Below are 17,488 nucleotides of genomic sequence, written 5' to 3' on the forward strand. Positions count from 1 at the left end.
CTCCTCCTTTCCCCCGTAGGGCGTATGCGGTATTAGCAGTCGTTTCCAACTGTTATCCCCCTCGACTGGGCAGATCCCTAGGCATTACTCACCCGTCCGCCGCTCGCCACCTCAGGAGTAAACTCCCTTGTGCTGCCGCTCGACTTGCATGTGTTAGGCCTGCCGCCAGCGTTCAATCTGAGCCATGATCAAACTCTTCAATTAAAGTTTTGTTGCTTCCGTCTTACGACTTCAGCGGCTCAATGAATTCTGTCATTTGTTTCCGCTTTTAAAAAAGCGAAATCAAAATTATGTACATATTGCTATGAACACTCATTGTTACATTGATTTAAATTTTTGACTGCCAACCCGAAGGTTAAGCAGTTTCGATTAACTCAACACCTGTGAGTGTCCACACAGATTTGCTTGATAAATTGTTAAAGAGCGTTGACCACACACTGAGTTTTCAGCGGGTCAGGGCTGCGTATTCTACGCATTCCCGTTAGTGCGTCAAGTAGTTTTTTCAACTTTCTCAACACTCATCGTTTAGCTCGCTAATCGATGAGCTGCATGGCTTTCTTTGCTTAACTTGCGTTACGCTGTCTGCCGTGTCAGTGGATGCGCATTATAGGGAGATTGAGAAAGTCCGCAAGGGCTTTTTATCGATCATTGAATCGCACGTCGATATTTTAAACGTTATGTCCATTTTTTAGCTTATAAGCTCTATTTATCGGAGATACGTAAGGTTTTTTATCTAATAATTGATAATTCACGCTCAATATTTCAGCAATGGTCTAGTGTAAAAGTAAATAATTCATTACCATATACTTGCTGTTAACAGTTATTTATCAATTTCCCATTCATCAGAGAGCATTCTTATGCAAAAGTCATTTCTTATTGTCTTGATTGTCGCCATTATTGGCGCAGTAGCACTATCTCAGTTCGCAACGCCATTATCAGCTATTGCTTTTGTCGCTGGCGCTATCATTGCAAGTCTTGTTTTTAAATTTGTTCCAGAGACTTCATCATCTCATGCTTCAGAAGAACAATATGTTGGCCCTACAATGACCTTATATGTAGGTAACCTGCCTTATCGTGTTCATGAGGGTGAAGTAAAAGTACTATTTGGCGAATTTGGTCCAGTAAACTCTGTGCGTTTAGTCAGAGATCGTAAAACGGGTCGTCGTAAAGGTTTTGGTTTTGTGGAAATGTCAGAATCAGGCGCTCAGAAAGCCATGGTTAAACTGAATGACTATAGTTTCCAAGAAAGAACCTTAAAAGTAAGAGAAGCAAAAACACAAGATTCGGAAGCTGCCGACCGTACAGGGACAGACGAGTAGCATCACCGCTTAAACTGTTTTGCTTTATTTTGTAATTTAGTTGGTTGTGGTGATTCGTTCGATAGTTGAAAAGCCACAATCAATTAATGTTGTTGTTAACCCTTCGCTGATTCCCACCTTAGTATAGAAAGCTTGCATCACCGACTCCCTTACTGCTTCTCTCTCATCTGTTACTCTGTGATCTTCCATAATAAGATTCTGTTGCGTTAAAAGAGTCACGACTCGCTTAGCAATAGCAGCGCCAGAATCCATTAGTTTTACGCCCGCACCGAGCACTTGTTGTAATTCAGCTTTGATCATAGGGAAATGAGTGCAACCTAGTACGAGAACATCCAATTGTGCGGCAACGACTGGTGCCAGTAACTGTGCCAATCTATGCATATCCAACATTCCAGTCGCCACTTTTTGTTCTGCCATCATCACTAATTCAGAACAACCAAAGAGTTCGACATGGCAATCATCAGCAAATTGGCTGATAAGTTCATGGGTATAATGACGCTTAACTGTGCCAGGTGTAGCCAAGAGTCCAATACGTTTGCTCTTAGACATTAGAGCGGCGGGTTTAATGGCGGGGACAACACCTACGACAGGGACAGTAAGATGTGCACGTAATGCCGGTAATACAACAGTACTTGCAGTATTGCAGGCAACGACCACTATCATTGCATTGGTACGAGCCACTAGATCGCATACTAATTCGACACAGCCAGAAATTAATACCTGCTCTTCCAACTCTCCATAGGGCAACCTAGCATTGTCGAAAAGATAGCAATAGTCGCTATGGGGCAAACTCTTGCGGATTTCAGCCAGTACAGATAGACCACCAATCCCAGAATCAAACACTAATATAGGTCGCGACAAGCGAATCTCCAGTTTCGGATATATAAATAAACTATACAGATTGGACGCATTAACGATTCGATGGCTGCTTTACCGACAGAATCCAGCCAAATACCATAGAACCACATTCAAGTGCGCGGATTTTCCCATAGCTTTGCGAAAACCGCAAAAGCAAGATACTGGACATTCGTGTCACCTAGTATAATATTTGCGCCCCAATTTACAGCAACGGTGAATCAAACAATGAACTTAGCAGCAATGGACCCTCAGACTTATGATGCGCAGTTAGAACACAAGCGTATCAAGCTAGAACAAGCCTTTGCCCAATTTGAAACACCGAGTGTTGAAGTTTTTGCCTCAGAGCCAGCTAACTACCGTATGCGCGCCGAATTCCGCATCTGGCATGATGGTGACGACTTATACTATTACATGTTCGATAAAGTATTGAATGAGAAGGTACGTTGCGATCAATACTTACCAGCTAGCGTGCTCATCAATCAAATGATGTCGGCCTTAATCGCCGAGCTGAAACCGAATCCGAGTCTAAGGCACAAACTGTTCCAAGTGGATTTTTTGTCGACTTTAAGCGGCGAGATTTTAGTGTCTTTGCTTTATCACAGGCAGCTTGATGACCAATGGCGCGCCGATGCGGCTGCATTGAAAGCCAAGTTAAGTAGCCAGTTTAACGTCAACATTATCGGCCGTGCCCGTAAGCAAAAAATCGATTTAGATAAAGACTTTGTGGTTGAGTCATTACAAGTAAATGATAAAACCTTCTTATATAAGCAAATCGAGAACAGCTTTACTCAACCCAATGCCAAAGTTTCCGTAAAAATGTTGGAGTGGGCTATCGATGCGACTCAAAACAGTAAGGGAGACTTACTCGAGCTCTACTGTGGTAATGGCAACTTCTCTATCGCACTAGCGCAAAACTTTAATCGCGTATTGGCCACCGAACTCGCTAAGCCTTCAGTCGATGCGGCGCAATACAATATCGAAGTGAATGGTATTGATAATCTGCAGATTATTCGTATGTCAGCCGAAGACTTTAGCGATGCCATGGCGAAGAAACGCAGCTTTAGACGTTTAGAAGGTATCGATCTTGACAGCTACGTTTGCAACACCATTTTTGTTGACCCACCACGCGCGGGGATTGATCCTGATACGCTGGCGTTAGTCCAAGGTTATGAGCGGATTTTGTATATTTCCTGCAACCCTGAAACCTTAAAAGATAACCTGCAACAACTGAACGAAACCCATAGAGTGACCCGCTTTGCCTTGTTTGATCAGTTCCCTTACACAGATCACATGGAAACGGGTGTACTACTCGAGCGTCGTTAATCACTTCAGATACACTGAGCTCGACTGCAGAACACTTAAACGTAAATTCGCTAAAAAAATAATGGAGCCTTAGGCTCCATTATTTTAGTGAATCTGCATCTCACTCAGATTAGCGGTGTTCAACCTTATGCTGCAAAGCCTCGGCGCCTTTGGCGACCATGCGCAATTGCATGACTAATTGATCGGCAAGAATTTTGCGGTCAGCCCGTTTCATATCTAATGCGGAAGCGCCGGCATTAAACACCAGTGTCACTAAAGCTTCAGCCTGCGCACGGGCTAGCAAGGGGGTTCGACCCGCTTTGGCTTCGGTATAATGAGCCAATTCAGAAATAAAATGCTCAATTTCGCGGGCAACTGCCGCACGGAATGCAGCCGAGGTTCCAGAGCGTTCATGCAATAAAATACGGAATACGTTTGGATTAGAATCAAGCACTTCCATAAAGGTATCAACGGAAATACGGATCACACTGCCACCCACTTCAGCTCGCTGACGGCCTTTACGCATCATCTGCCTTAGGGTTAACCCGCCCTCATCCACCATAGTAAGACCAAGTTCGTTCATATCTTTAAAATGGCGATAAAAAGATGTCGGCGCGATATTAGCTTCCCGAGCAACCTCTCGCAAACTCAGACTTGAGAAACTGCGCTCAGCACTTAGCTGATTAAAGGCCGCATCGACTAAAGCTCTGCGAGTTTTCTCTTTTTGCTGTGCTCGAATACCCATTCTTAAATCCGCTAACTGAATGTAATAACGCGATAATACCGCTTTTAGGCATTAAACACAGCCCCATCGTCCTTGACCAAACAATATAGCTAAGCTAAATTAGCTTACAGATGTACGCTCAAAAGCGAATTTTGGAAACCTATAATGAAAAAACCCCCTATCATCTGGCTTAATGTCAGTCTGTTTGCCATCACTTTCCTCAGTGCGGTAATTTTAGTTCCATGGCGCGGTATTGTTCATGGCTATGGTGCCAGTGAATGGATCGCTTTTATTGTTTTAGCCTTTGCCAGTGGCCTGTCAATCACCGCAGGTTATCACAGACTCTGGTCACACAAGGCCTATAAAGCCCATCCGGCGGTGCGTTTTATATATGCCCTTGGTGGTGCTTTAGCATTACAAAACAGTGCATTGCACTGGGCATCTGATCACAGAGTCCACCACAAGCACGTAGATGATAACGACAAGGACCCGTACTCAGCCAAAATGGGATTCTGGTACAGCCATATCGGTTGGATGCTGCGTGAGTATCAGTCGCAACGCTATCACGATTATCAAAATGTGCGTGATCTGCAAAATGACCGTATTGTCATGTGGCAACACAAACATTACCTCGCACTCGTGTTGCTAATGAACATTGGGCTGCCTGCACTGCTTGGTTGGCTCAATGGTGACGTGCTGTCGATGTTATTGATGGCGGGTTTACTGCGTTTAGTGGTGGTGCATCACTGCACTTTCTTTATCAACTCTTTAGCCCACGTGTGGGGCAGCCAGCCTTATACAGATAAGAATACCGCCCGCGATAATGGCTTCTTGGCCATGTTGACCTACGGTGAGGGTTATCATAATTTCCATCATATTTTCGAAAATGATTATCGTAATGGCATTAAATGGTGGCACTACGATCCAACCAAATGGTTGATTAAGTCATTATCTTGGTTGGGATTAGCTAAGGATTTGCGTACGAGTCCACAGGAACGTATCGAGAGCGCACGCTTACAGATGCAGTTATTACGTACCAAGCGGAAGGTTAATAACCTGCCTAATGCCGATGAAATTATTGAAAAAATCCAAGCAGAGTATGAGTTATTAAAGCTGCACTTAATGGATTACTATCAAGCACAGAAAACCTTGCTTGAGGCCAAGCGTAAACAACTTGTCGATCAGCAACTATTGCAACAAGTTGAAGAGCTAAAGGCGCGTTTCTTAGTCCAGCAAAAACATTGGCGCAGCCTGACCGCAACTTATAGCTAAGCCACAATTCTGCCCGAAAGTCATACGGCCACCTTGCATGGTGGCCGTATCTGATTATGATGATGCCTTAATCACTTAAATAGGCTGTTGAGATCATGTCAGATTCCCCAGTTACACTCCCAGAATCAATCAAGCTAACAGAATATAGTCATGGCGCAGGTTGTGGCTGCAAAATATCCCCTAAAGTGCTCAGCACTATCTTAGCCTCGCAATTACCTGTATTTACCGATCCAAATCTGCTGGTTGGTAATCAGAGCCGCGACGATGCTGCAGTGTACAAACTCAATGATGACATAGGCATCATTAGCACTACCGATTTTTTTATGCCAATTGTTGACGATCCATTCACCTTCGGTCGTATCGCAGCGACCAATGCGATTAGCGATATTTATGCCATGGGCGGCACGCCTATTATGGCGATTGCAATTTTAGGTTGGCCAATCAATAAACTACCCGCAGAAATCGCACAGCAAGTGGTCGATGGCGGCAGACAAGCCTGCATGGAAGCGGGGATCATGCTAGCCGGTGGTCATAGCATAGACGCACCCGAACCTATTTTTGGCCTCGCGGTTACCGGGCAAATTGCCTTAAGTGATTTAAAACAGAATGATACCGCTAAAGCCGGCGATCGTTTATATCTCACTAAACCTATCGGCATTGGTATTTTAACCACAGCGCAAAAACAGAAAAAACTCCGCGATGAAGATAGCCTCATTGCGGTCAATGCCATGTGCCAACTCAATACTATAGGCGCGACCATTGCAAAAATTAGCGGTGTAAATGCCCTGACCGATGTCACAGGTTTTGGACTGGCGGGACACTTACTCGAAATGTGCCAAGGCGCCAACCTCACTGCGAAGCTTAAATTTGATGCAGTGCCATTGTTACCACGCGCCTTAGATTATTTGGCCTTAGGTTGTGTTCCTGGCGGGACTCACCGTAATTACGACAGTTATGGCGAGCATCTCCCTGAACTCAGCGAGCATCAAAAAGCGATACTGTGCGATCCGCAAACCAGTGGTGGCCTGTTAGTTGCCGTCTCGGCCGCAGCTGAAGCGGAATTAATTGCCCTACTCGATACGAACCACATAACCCCAATCTGCATTGGGTCACTGGAAATACCGACCACTGCAGCGAATGTGGTGTTGTGCTGATGCCAAGCGCTATTGTAGCCGCAGAGCAATATCGGGAGATCTTTCTCAATCAACATCCGATGATGGATGTGCGAGCGCCCATAGAGTTTACTCGAGGTGCGTTTCCCAACTCGACCAACTTGCCCTTGATGCTGGATAGTGAAAGGGAAAAAGTCGGTACTTGTTATAAGCAATTTGGTCAGCAAGCCGCGATTGCATTGGGTCATTCACTGGTGAATGGTCCCATCAAGCAACAGAGAATCGAGGCTTGGGCTAGCTATGTTAAAGCCAATCCTAATGCTTACCTTTATTGCTTTCGCGGCGGCCTGCGCTCGCAACTCACGCAACAATGGCTTAAAGAAGCCGGTGTAGAAGTCCCTTATATTCAGGGTGGCTATAAGGCCATGCGCCAATATCTGATTGGCGTGATTGAAGCGACACCGACTCAGCAACCGTTATTGAGTTTGAGCGGGATGACGGGCTGCGGTAAAACCGATTTTCTACTACAGCGTAAAGAAGCGGTTGATCTTGAAGGGATAGCCAATCACAGAGGCTCTAGTTTTGGAAAGAATATCGACCCACAGCCAACGCAGATTAACTTTGAAAATCAACTCGCCATTGCCTTGCTACAGCACCAAACAAGTGGCGCGGCGTGTTTACTGCTCGAAGATGAAAGCTTCCTGATTGGGCGTTCGGCGCTGCCGCAGACATTTTACAATGCCATGCAAGCCGCTAATGTTTTAGTGCTAGAAGAGTCGGACGATGCGAGGCTCGAACGCTTACGCTATGAGTATGTGCATAAAATGTATAGCGGCTTCTGTGAGCGCCTAGGGCCGGAAGCAGGTTTTGCGGCTTTCAGTGAATATCTATTACAGAGTTTAGTGAGTATTCGCAAACGTTTAGGCGGAAAACAACATCAAGAACTGCAAGATTTGATGCAACAAGCCCTCGATCAACAAATCAACCAGAATGATACTTCGCTGCACTTAGTCTGGATAAACCTGTTATTGCACAAGTATTACGATCCCATGTATCAATACCAATTACAGAAAAAGTCCGAACGTGTTCTTTTTAAAGGCTCACATCAAGCGATGCACGAATGGTTGGATAGTTATCAAACTCGATAAATTGCCCACGCATAAATGAGATAACCGCGAACATTAGATCCGCGGTTATCACTTCACTTTATTTCATACCTTAACGAATTTAAGACTTGCCCAGCAGGCTCGCCACTTGGACTCTCAAAGATTCCTTATTCGCAAGCTTACCATCAACGGCATCCGTTAAATCCACCGACACCCTTGACCAAAAACGCTTGGGCATTTTAGCCAAGGCATGTCCGCCCTTGTGACTAAAGTAAGAACCCCATAATCCGTGCAGCGCCATAGGAATGACTGGCACTGGATCTCTGGCCAAAATCTTATCAATTCCAGGACGAAAATCGCCAAGTTCACCGTCAGGTGTGAGTCGCCCCTCAGGGAAAATACATACCAACTCGTCATTGGCGAGCGCTTCATGAATCGCCTCGAAGGCACGATTATAGGTCTCTTCACTTTGCTTAGGCGAACAGATAGGGATCACACCTGCATGGCGGAACAAATACTTCAACAGAGGAATTTCGCTGATGGATTTATCCATCACAAAGCGGATTGGCCGTGTCGACGCTCCCATAATAATCAATGCATCCACATAACTCACATGGTTACAAACTATGATGCCAGCCCCTTCCTTTGGAATTTTCTCTCGGCCTGTGACTGTCACTCGATACATAACATGACTGAGTAAGTAACTGATAAATCGTTGTGTAAATTCTGGTACTTGTGAATAAACATAGAGCGCGACTACAGCATTCATCACGGCGAGTAGCAGAAATAACTGTGGAATAGTCCAACCTGCAACGCCCAGTAACAGCATAGATAACAGTGCCGAAACCACCATAAACAATGAGTTCATAATGTTATTGGCTGCAATCGCCTGAGCACATTCACCCTTAGGCGAACGAGATTGAATAAACGCATACAAGGGGACGATAAACAAGCCACCGCTAACGCCGATCATAAAGAAATCCAGCATCACCCGATAATGTTGCGACTCGCCAATAAAGGCCTTTAATCCATAGACAAAACCAGCATCCACTGGCGCAGGTGGAATAGCCCAAAGCAAATCGACACCAAAGATAGTTAATCCCAATACCCCAAATGGCAGCAAACCGAGTTCCACATGGCCGTAGGAGAAACGTTCACAAACGAAGGAGCCAACAGCAATCCCGATGGAAAACATGCCTAATAATAATGACACCACAGTCGCACCAGAATGCAAATGCAGCTTAGCAAAGTTAGGAAACTGAGTCAGATAGGTCGCACCTAAAAACCAAAACCAACTGATCGCGAGGATAGCCATCCAGATTGAAGGCGTTTGACGGGCTTTTTTGATGCTACGCCAAGTGCCCGATAACGGCCTGAAACGTATTTTTTCAATGACGCCCTGCGGGGGTAATGCAGGAATCGCTCTGCTCGATAAATATCCTGCAAAGGCTAATACAGCAACAGTAATCGCCGACCAAAGCGTACCGTTTCCATTAGAAACCAAGATCCCCGCACTCAAAGTGCCCACCAGAATCGAGAGAAAAGTGCCCATCTCAACCCAAGCATTGCCTGTGACTAACTCGTCCTCTTTCAACGCTTGGGGTAACAAGGAATATTTAACCGGACCGAAGTATGCTGACTGGCTACCCGTTAAAAATAACAGTAATAACATCATCATGTAGCTCTCGCTCAGAATCGCAATCGCGGCGCTAAACATGATGATGACTTCGAGTAGTTTCAATCGGCGGATAAGTTTGGCCTTATCCATATTATCGGCGACCACACCCGCATGGGCCGAAAAGAGGAAAAATGGCAAAATAAACACCCCAGCCGCCAAGTTCACAAACATATCGACGCTTATGGGTAGGTCTTTCACTTGGTTAAAGGTCACTAATAGCAGCAACACATTTTTATAGATGTTGTCATTCAATGCGCCTAAGCACTGAGTCGCAAAATAGGGTAAAAAACGTTTTGTTAGCAGCATGATAGTTCCTTCTGGTAACCCATTCCTTGTAAATACGCTTGTACGTGACTCTCGAGTAAATCCTGCAGTGATAATGACTCAGCGAAGAGCTTATTATCGAGTGACAGAGAGGTCAGCCCATGAATTCCCCCCCATAATACCCGGCTCATACTGAGATGCTGCGCCTGCGTAACCTCGGGAAATAGTTGCGCCAATTCACGCTCAATCAGAGTAAATAACCCCGCAATCAATTGCCCTTGCGATTCAGGCAAGGGCTCAGAATCGAGTAATTGCAGCTCAAAAACCAGCTTGAAAGCTTGGCGCTGCTCATGGGCGAATTGACTATACTCCCACGCCATTGCAATAATTTTACCTAAACTGTCGGCTGCGCGAACACCCGTCAATCGATCGTGCAAAGTCCTAAGCGTTGACTCAGAAACCGCCAGTAATAAATAGTTGTAGCTGCCGAAAATATTGATCAAGGTACTAGGGACATAACCAATTTGACTGGCCACTTTGCGTAAGCTGAGCCCTATGGCACCTTGATCTATCAGTAACTCAGTTGCCGCTTGTATTGCCATCGCGCGAATTTCATCATGGCTGTGTTCTTTTCGTCTGGCCATAGGTCTCATCCCCTGTTGAATAGCAAGAGACTAACAGTAGTTAAAATAAAAAACAACGTTCAAAATAAGTTTGTTTTACGTACAGAAGAGGGTAAATAATGAAGGATATTATTGAGGATGATGGATAAAGATAGGCACTCGAATTAGATTCCCTCAGCAAGCCGAACGGGATCCATGGGATGACATCACCTAAAAGAGCATAAAAAACGGCGCGCTCAGTCAGCACACCGTCCATTATTTTTAAAAATCATTCTTAATTCAAAGGTGATTTTTATTTGAGGATAATCTTTGGTTCAAAGATAAGCGCTCGATTTAAGGCCTGCGATAAATCATCACAACCCTATCTGCGCCATCGCCAAAATAATCGGCCTCAAAAGTTGAATCAATGAAACCTAAATGCAGATATAAGCCATGGGCAGGGTTACTCGGATCAACGGTTAAACACACCCGCTCAACTGACACGGGCAACTCGGCTAAACATTGTTGCATCAAACGCTTGCCGAATCCCTTCCCACGAGCATTTTCACTCACTGCGACAGATAATATCCACATGCAGTTAGGATCGCTACTCTGGGCACTGAGCAAATAGCCTTGTAGCTGATTATTTGCATCCACGGCCACTAAAAATTGCTCTGGCCAACAATCAAATCCCTGACGGAAGAAAAAATCGGGATAGCAGTGCTCGCCAAAAATAGCCTGTTCGAGCTGATAAACCGAGAATAACTCTGACTTTAACACCGGACGTATAGACTGCATTCGAAAATCATTCACCTATTAAAATCTTATCCCACTCTAAGTTGGGTGCGCCAACAACGATGAAGTTAGGGTTCTCTAAGCTCTCGCGCTCATTGTAGGTTAACGGTTGCAGCTCAGTATCCATCAGCTGTCCCCCCGCTTCCTCGACGATAATTTGCGCAGCTCCCGTGTCCCACTCACCCGTTGGTCCGACTCGTACATAACAATCAGCACGACCTTCGGCGACAAGACAACTCTTTAACGCTGCGCCCCCCATCACGACTAACTCGCAGTGTTTGGGATGGTTGAATAGGGTCAACACAGATTGAGGGTCCTGACGGCGACTTACGGCCAATCTTAGGGATACCTTTTCACGGTGCTCAATTTGGCGACTGCTAATACGCACTTCTTGTTTATCCGTGCGTTTGTACGCCCCTAAACCAGCAATAGCGTAATAACACACTTGCGTCATCGGCACATAAACTACGCCCATCACGGGACGATTGTGTTCCACCAGCGCAATAATGACTGAAAAATCACCACTGCCGGCGATAAACTCCCCCGTACCATCGAGCGGATCCACCAACCAATAGCGCTTCCAAGATTCACGCACACTCAACGGAATGTCAGCGGCTTCTTCAGATAACACTGGAATATCAGGCGTTAAGGCGGTTAATCGGTCACAAATGATCTTGTTCGCCGCTAAATCTGCGGAAGTGACAGGGGTATTGTCAGACTTCATTTCTCGCTCAAAATTACCTTTGAGATAAATGTCACGGATAGTTATCCCTGCATCGGTCGCAATCGCAATAACTTCGTCGATCAACTCTTCTGGCTTCATAACAACTCCAATCGCCTGCTGAGCGAATGTTTTGCAAGCGTGCAAACTCTGAACGCTTAAAAGGAAAAAGATTATTTAAGTTATATACCCAAGCTACCTGAAGATACGAGTTTCAGAGCGCCTAGGGTGCTTCAATTCAAGGCGCATCAATGACAGAATGTCGGCCACCTTTTAAATTGATGCAACGCCGAAGTGGAGTGCCCTAGGCGCTCCGTCCCGGCGGGTTTTAACGCACTTTATGCTGTGTTGGTTATTTTTAACTTAGCCCGCTAGGTCTGCAAATAACCGCCTTGCCTAAAGTGCGTTAAACTCCCGCTGAATCCTGCATCTTCAGGTTGTTTGGGTATAAATATTTTTGCGCCAAAAACAACGCGCTCACACTACGGGATTCAGAAAAATCGACATCATCGAGCAAGGCTTCCCAATCGGCGAGCGCCCAAGGCACCACATCAATTGGCTCAGGCTCATCACCTTCAAGGCGACTCTCATACAGATCTTCTGCAAGAAAAATTTGCATCTTACTAGAGAAATAACCCGGAGCTAGGCTGAGTTCTTTCAGTAAGGTGAGCTTATTCGATCCAAAGCCAATTTCTTCCTGTAATTCACGATTAGCAGCTTCTATTGCTGTCTCACCGGGATCGATCAAACCTTTTGGGAAACCGAGTTCGTAATTATCAGTTCCTGCAGCATATTCGCGTGCCAGTAGCATTTTCCCTTGATGAATAGGCACTATCATCACAGCGCCACGACTACCGCCTTTCATGCGCTCATATTGGCGCTCTACACCATTGGAGAACTTAAGATGCACTTGCTCAATTTGAAATAATCGGCTTCTCGCGACAACTTCGGTATGCAATATTTCCGGCTTATTCTGCCGTTGCGACATAACTGCCTCTGGATAAAAAAGCGATAAATTAAATAAGGTAAGTGACAATCTTACTATCCTGTCTTTAATCTACAACCTGAATTTATTACATGCTCCTAATGGTAAGCCACAAATCCTTTGCGATATGCATCACAAACCCAGCCCAGCCTTAAGTGAACACCTTCAAAATATTCTCAAATACGATGTTTTATTGGATAGTAAAAAGGGGCGAATGCCCCTTTTGATATGCTAACGCTTAAAATTGATATCGTAGATTGAGCTGGTAACTGAGGAAATCATTAGGCTCGATATCCACATATTGATATCCCAAACCTACAGACCATGACTCAGTAAATTGATAGCTAAAACGCACGCCCGCATACCAATCTGTACCATCAAGCTCTGTAGTTAAACGGCTATTGCCCATAGTGCTACTGATATCCGCTTGCCACCTAAACAACCCGATGGGTACTTCAAACCGCCAAGCTTCATGTTGGAGTAAAGTGAAACGTAATCCCAGCATGACACCATCGACCAGTACTGGCGTTACGGCTTTGACCTGCTCATGATATTGCTCAGGGGTGAGACTTGCGCCCTCAATCCTCGCAGTCCCATTACCAAAGTCGGCATAGCCTAATTCGATGGCAACAAAGGGAGTCCATTGATAACCGATACTCACACCCAAAGCAGTATCTTTATCATCAACCGATGTTACAAAGCCTGTCCCCGCTTGTGGCTGTAGATCTCGCCTGCTGCTATCAACCTGAGCTTGCCCGACAAATCCCTCGACATACCAGTTATCAGCCGCATTTGCTTGATTAACGGAGCCTGCGAGCAACACAGCGCCCAAGACTAATTTATGTAATTCCTTACGGCGAATTAACCCCATTGTAAGAATCAAACCTAATGCCCATAAGGACATACCGCCTCCACCCGACTTGTTATCTATCACCACATCTTGGTATGCCTTAACTGTGATTAACGCTTGCCCAGTTGCTTCGCCGCCCAATCCATCACTAATCTGATAACTCACAGTATCTACTCCATCAAATCCAGTTTTAGGGATATAACGTAGTTTATTAGACTCAACAGAAACCGTTCCTTGCTGCGCGGTTGCGCTGACTAAGGTTAAAACGTTGCCATCGGGATCGCTGTCATTACTCAACACATCGAGTAACAAGCTCGTTCTGTCATCTATGGCAGCACTATCGTTCACTGTCGTAGGTGCCGTATTGCCATTAACAATCACAGTCAACTCACTACTCGCAGTACCACCTTTACCATCGGTAATGCTATACACCAGCACATCTGTACCGATGAAATCGGTTGCTGGCGTGTAACTTAACTGCTGATTAGCCAAGATAACTACGGTTCCGAACTCGCTGGTGACTTGTGTTACCGTCAAGGCATCACCATCGCTATCCGTATCATTGGCGAGCACATCGACATCGAGACTCTGATTCCAAGGTAAAGATGCCGTATCTGGGTTCGCCACAGGTAAATGGTTACCATTGAGTATCACTGACACGCCACTTGGGTCGACAATGGTTCGGTTAGCGACGCCATCGTCATCGTTTGGCCCACCATCTTCTATGGTTAACTGCACACACCAATGGCCTTCAGTTAATCCAGAAGTCCAACGATTATCTCCAGGAGGAGGGCAGAAACCACGCTCGCCTTCACTACTGGCGACACTATTGCGCGCATCAATCACAAAATCCTTCCAACCATTTTGGGCTTGATACTTACGATATACCGCATTGGCAGGAACTGGCGAACGTTGTGGTATCACCAGGCTGTAACTCTGCCCTTGTTGCGGTAGTCCTGTAGCAATGAAGTCAAAAATCCCCCCCACATTGGCCGCGATACTGTCTTCAGGAACCAGATTAGGTAATAGTTGAATACCACTTTGCTCTTGCATCAGTGCAATATTACCTAAGCGTAAGCACACGCCCGCTTGCCCCTCTGCCAGAAAGTACACAGGCTGCAACTCACCTTCAGGCATCACGTTACAATTATTGATTGCATCCAAGTAATCTGGAATGCCATCGCGGTCTGTATCGGTAAATCCCTCTTGGTTATCAGGGATCAAATCACCGTCGGTATCAGTCCCCGTCAGAGGTGGCAAAGATGGGCGCACAACAATATAAACTTTCTCCGTGGTAGACAGCGCGGGTAAGCCGCTATCCGTCACAGTCAGGCTCACAGGATAAATGCCCGGCAAGACCTCTGTCGGCAAGAAGAACATCCCCGCATCATCGGACTGCAAGTTCAGCGCGCCACTCGACCATACAGATGTCAAAGTATCGTTCATGTTGGCATCGTTAATCTGCGCATGAATATGAACCTCGCCACCATTTTGTGCCACGATCAACTGACGTTCACCCGCTTGAGTCACCTCAAGAGTCACACTCGGGGCAATGTTAGCCTCAGTGATCGACACTTGTGTTTGCTTCTTACTGCCTAAATTCAAACTTGGATCTAGGCTGATCAACAAATCTTCTTCAGCCTCAACTTCCCCATCCTCTATGGTTCTAAAGTGAATATGGGCCAATGTACCTGAAGTAATCTCCACTACCGCATCGACTAAGTCATGATCATTGCTGTCCGCGGAACCTGCAACCGTATAAGGAACTGATATTGGATACTCAGGCGCTACACCGTTTAAGTGAATACTAACAACAACCTCATTACCCTCACCCACGACTTGATCTTTACTCAAGGAAATTAATGGATGCACTTTGACTTTCTGAGCCTTAGTCGCTTTGTTGCCATCACGATCTACGGCTTGCCAGTAAGCAAGATAACTACCAGGGGCAAAGAATAAACGCTTATCGACCAAAGAAACGGGCAGTGGATGACCATTACTATCGACGGCCTTCGCAAACCCTAGATCCACTCGAGTGAACAAGCCTGTTGCATTAACTTCAACATCACTAGGTACAGTAATAACAGGTAAATTGTCAGCCTCCCCACCTTCTACCAGTAAGTTGACTTTTGCACTTGCGCGCCCTTTCTGACCATCACTAATGGTATAACGAAGTGCGACCGGACCAACATAAGCTGCAGGGGCAGTAAATATGAGTCCATCAGCAGTAATCTGCACACTACCTATGTCTGCTGCCGCGCCATCGATAGTCAAAGTATCACCGTCCACATCAACATCATTCTCTAGCGCAGGTAGTGTGTATTTATCATCCGCGGTGCTGGCTAGAGTGTAATTATCATCTACAGCTTGTGGGTCATCATTCACTGGCGTGACATTCATGGTGATAGTTGCAGGCTCAGAACTCAGTTCAGCATCCTTAGCAATAAAGCTTATCTGATCTGCACCGTTGAAATCTTTCTCCGGTGTGTATAACCACACAGTTCCATGCTGCTCCAAAGTGCCCGACTCAGGTTGGCTTACCACTTCATAGGTAAGAGGATCACTATCTGCATCCTCCCCAGTAAGCGTGATCATCACAGAGCTATCTTCCTCTAAGGTCACACTTGCACTCGTCGCAACAGGCGCATCGTTAACGTTAGTCACTGTGATACTAAAGCTTTGCTCAGCCGTTAAGCCATCCGTGTCCGTCACACGTAAGGTGACCGGGTGACTACCCACATCAGCATTACTCGGCGTACCACTGAGTAAACCTGTCGCCGCATTGAAGCTCAACCAACTCGGTTTGGTCACTGCGCTCAAGGTTAAGCTGTCGCCAGTATCGGAGTCGCTGGCCACTAAGTTGTAACTGTAAGCGGCATCTTGAGTGGCGGCTGTGATGGCCGTTGAACTAATCGTCGGTGCATCGTTGATGTTCGTAACTGTAATGCTAAAGGACTGCTCAGCGGTTAAGCCATCCGTGTCCGTCACTCGCAGTAACACAGCATGACCGCCCACATCCGCATTGCTCGGCGTACCACTGAGTAAACCTGTCGCCGCGTTGAAACTCAACCAGCTCGGTTTGGTCACTGCGCTCAGCGTTAAGCTGTCGCCAGTATCGGAGTCAGTTGCAGTCAAGCTGTAGCTGTACGCCGCATCTTGAGTTGCTGCCGTCACCGCCATTGAACTAATCGTCGGCGCATCGTTGACGTTCGTAACTGTAATGCTAAAGGACTGCTCAGCCGTTAAGCCATCCGTGTCCGTCACTCGTAAGGTGACCGCGTGACTGCCCACATCCGCATTGCTCGGCGTGCCACTGAGTAAACCCGTCGCCGCGTTGAAACTCAACCAGCTCGGTTTGGTCACTGCGCTCAGCGTTAAGCTGTCGCCAGTATCGGAGTCAGTTGCAGTCAAGCTGTAACTGTACGCAGCATCCTGAGTCGCTGCCGTCATCGCCGTCGAACTAATCGTCGGCGCATCGTTGACGTTCGTAACTGTAATGCTAAAGGACTGCTCAGCCGTTAAGCCGTCCGTGTCCGTCACCCGCAGTAACACAGCGTGACTGCCCACATCAGCATTGCCTGGCGTACCACTGAGTAAACCCGTCGCCGCAGTGAAGCTCAACCAACTCGGTTTGGTCACTGCGCTCAGCGTTAAGCTGTCGCCGGTATCGGAGTCAGTTGCAGTCAAGGTGTAACTGTACGCAGCATCCTGAGTCGCTGCCGTCATCGCCGTCGAACTAATCGTCGGCGCATCGTTGACGTTCGTAACTGTAATGCTAAAGGACTGCTCAGCCGTTAAGCCGTCCGTGTCCGTCACCCGCAGTAACACAGCGTGACTGCCCACATCAGCATTGCCTGGCGTACCACTGAGTAAACCCGTCGCCGCAGTGAAGCTCAACCA

Annotated in this window: 13 protein-coding genes and 1 rRNA gene; 5 read left to right on the top strand and 9 right to left on the bottom strand. The window is 46.4% G+C overall.

Features of this window, described 5'->3' with window-relative positions:
* A 16S ribosomal RNA gene (locus tag L5L98_RS21625) occupies positions 1-204 on the bottom strand; the annotation flags it as partial.
* A 653-nt stretch (positions 205-857) separates the two neighbouring features.
* Between L5L98_RS21625 and L5L98_RS21630 the strand changes: the two genes are divergently transcribed.
* Positions 858-1,319 (top strand): RNA-binding protein, encoded by a 462-nt coding sequence (locus L5L98_RS21630; protein ID WP_113941557.1) that lies wholly within the window; start codon positions 858-860, stop codon positions 1,317-1,319.
* A gap of 36 nt (positions 1,320-1,355) precedes the next feature.
* On the opposite strand, the gene murI is transcribed toward L5L98_RS21630, so the two are convergent.
* A complete protein-coding gene (gene murI / locus L5L98_RS21635) occupies positions 1,356-2,180 on the bottom strand; it encodes a glutamate racemase (RefSeq protein WP_105251023.1) in 825 nt (274 codons plus the stop codon).
* A 222-nt stretch (positions 2,181-2,402) separates the two neighbouring features.
* Between murI and trmA the strand changes: the two genes are divergently transcribed.
* Positions 2,403-3,500, top strand: coding sequence for a tRNA (uridine(54)-C5)-methyltransferase TrmA (gene trmA / locus L5L98_RS21640; RefSeq protein ID WP_198573328.1), 1,098 nt, complete (start codon positions 2,403-2,405; stop codon positions 3,498-3,500).
* Between the two features lie 109 nt (positions 3,501-3,609).
* On the opposite strand, the gene fabR is transcribed toward trmA, so the two are convergent.
* A complete protein-coding gene (fabR, locus tag L5L98_RS21645; protein ID WP_105251021.1) occupies positions 3,610-4,224 on the bottom strand; it encodes an HTH-type transcriptional repressor FabR in 615 nt (204 codons plus the stop codon).
* Positions 4,225-4,368: 144 nt separating this feature from the next.
* Here fabR and L5L98_RS21650 point away from each other — a divergent pair, with 144 nt between their 5' ends.
* The 3 genes from L5L98_RS21650 (at position 4,369) to mnmH (ending at position 7,735) form a co-directional block, all read left to right on the top strand.
* The gene (locus L5L98_RS21650) at positions 4,369-5,475 is read left to right on the top strand and encodes an acyl-CoA desaturase (RefSeq protein ID WP_028759426.1); all 1,107 of its coding nucleotides are present in this window, start codon (positions 4,369-4,371) and stop codon (positions 5,473-5,475) included.
* Positions 5,476-5,570: 95 nt separating this feature from the next.
* Positions 5,571-6,629: a selenide, water dikinase SelD gene (gene selD, locus L5L98_RS21655; protein ID WP_263143467.1), complete on the top strand. Its 1,059-nt coding sequence runs from the start codon at positions 5,571-5,573 to the stop codon at positions 6,627-6,629.
* Positions 6,629-7,735 (top strand): tRNA 2-selenouridine(34) synthase MnmH, encoded by a 1,107-nt coding sequence (gene mnmH, locus L5L98_RS21660; protein ID WP_263143469.1) that lies wholly within the window; start codon positions 6,629-6,631, stop codon positions 7,733-7,735. The genes selD and mnmH overlap by 1 nt, the downstream gene beginning before the upstream one ends.
* Positions 7,736-7,814: 79 nt before the next feature.
* Here mnmH and L5L98_RS21665 read toward each other — a convergent pair whose 3' ends face one another.
* The 6 genes from L5L98_RS21665 to L5L98_RS21690 form a co-directional block, all read right to left on the bottom strand.
* A complete protein-coding gene (locus L5L98_RS21665) occupies positions 7,815-9,677 on the bottom strand; it encodes an MFS transporter (RefSeq protein WP_263143471.1) in 1,863 nt (620 codons plus the stop codon).
* Positions 9,668-10,279 carry a TetR/AcrR family transcriptional regulator gene (locus L5L98_RS21670; protein WP_263143472.1) on the bottom strand — a complete coding sequence of 204 codons (612 nt, stop codon included), beginning with the start codon at positions 10,277-10,279 and terminating at the stop codon, positions 9,668-9,670. The genes L5L98_RS21665 and L5L98_RS21670 overlap by 10 nt, the downstream gene beginning before the upstream one ends.
* Before the next feature lie 312 nt (positions 10,280-10,591).
* A complete protein-coding gene (locus tag L5L98_RS21675) occupies positions 10,592-11,035 on the bottom strand; it encodes a GNAT family N-acetyltransferase (protein WP_263143475.1) in 444 nt (147 codons plus the stop codon).
* A gap of 7 nt (positions 11,036-11,042) precedes the next feature.
* Complete coding sequence (cysQ, locus tag L5L98_RS21680) at positions 11,043-11,855, bottom strand: 3'(2'),5'-bisphosphate nucleotidase CysQ (RefSeq protein WP_011848162.1); 813 nt, start codon at positions 11,853-11,855, stop codon at positions 11,043-11,045.
* 304 nt (positions 11,856-12,159) lie between these two features.
* Positions 12,160-12,741, bottom strand: coding sequence for an ADP compounds hydrolase NudE (nudE, locus tag L5L98_RS21685; RefSeq protein WP_212601707.1), 582 nt, complete (start codon positions 12,739-12,741; stop codon positions 12,160-12,162).
* 235 nt (positions 12,742-12,976) lie between these two features.
* On the bottom strand, positions 12,977-17,488 hold a 4,512-nt coding region (locus tag L5L98_RS21690; RefSeq protein ID WP_263143480.1), incomplete at its 5' end, for an Ig-like domain-containing protein.

Source organism: Shewanella sp. SM23 (genome assembly GCF_025654295.1).
Taxonomy (GTDB): Bacteria; Pseudomonadota; Gammaproteobacteria; order Enterobacterales; family Shewanellaceae; genus Shewanella; species Shewanella oncorhynchi.

Bases quoted from the DNA above. Each gene is read 5' to 3' on its own strand.
- L5L98_RS21630 (WP_113941557.1), top strand. From the start codon at position 858: ATGCAAAAGTCATTTCTTATTGTCTTGATTGTCGCCATTATTGGCGCA.
- trmA (WP_198573328.1), top strand. From the start codon at position 2,403: ATGAACTTAGCAGCAATGGACCCTCAGACTTATGATGCGCAGTTAGAA.
- fabR (WP_105251021.1), bottom strand. From the start codon at position 4,224: ATGGGTATTCGAGCACAGCAAAAAGAGAAAACTCGCAGAGCTTTAGTC.
- L5L98_RS21650 (WP_028759426.1), top strand. From the start codon at position 4,369: ATGAAAAAACCCCCTATCATCTGGCTTAATGTCAGTCTGTTTGCCATC.
- selD (WP_263143467.1), top strand. From the start codon at position 5,571: ATGTCAGATTCCCCAGTTACACTCCCAGAATCAATCAAGCTAACAGAA.
- mnmH (WP_263143469.1), top strand. From the start codon at position 6,629: ATGCCAAGCGCTATTGTAGCCGCAGAGCAATATCGGGAGATCTTTCTC.
- L5L98_RS21665 (WP_263143471.1), bottom strand. From the start codon at position 9,677: ATGCTGCTAACAAAACGTTTTTTACCCTATTTTGCGACTCAGTGCTTA.
- L5L98_RS21670 (WP_263143472.1), bottom strand. From the start codon at position 10,279: ATGGCCAGACGAAAAGAACACAGCCATGATGAAATTCGCGCGATGGCA.
- L5L98_RS21675 (WP_263143475.1), bottom strand. From the start codon at position 11,035: ATGCAGTCTATACGTCCGGTGTTAAAGTCAGAGTTATTCTCGGTTTAT.
- cysQ (WP_011848162.1), bottom strand. From the start codon at position 11,855: ATGAAGCCAGAAGAGTTGATCGACGAAGTTATTGCGATTGCGACCGAT.
- nudE (WP_212601707.1), bottom strand. From the start codon at position 12,741: ATGTCGCAACGGCAGAATAAGCCGGAAATATTGCATACCGAAGTTGTC.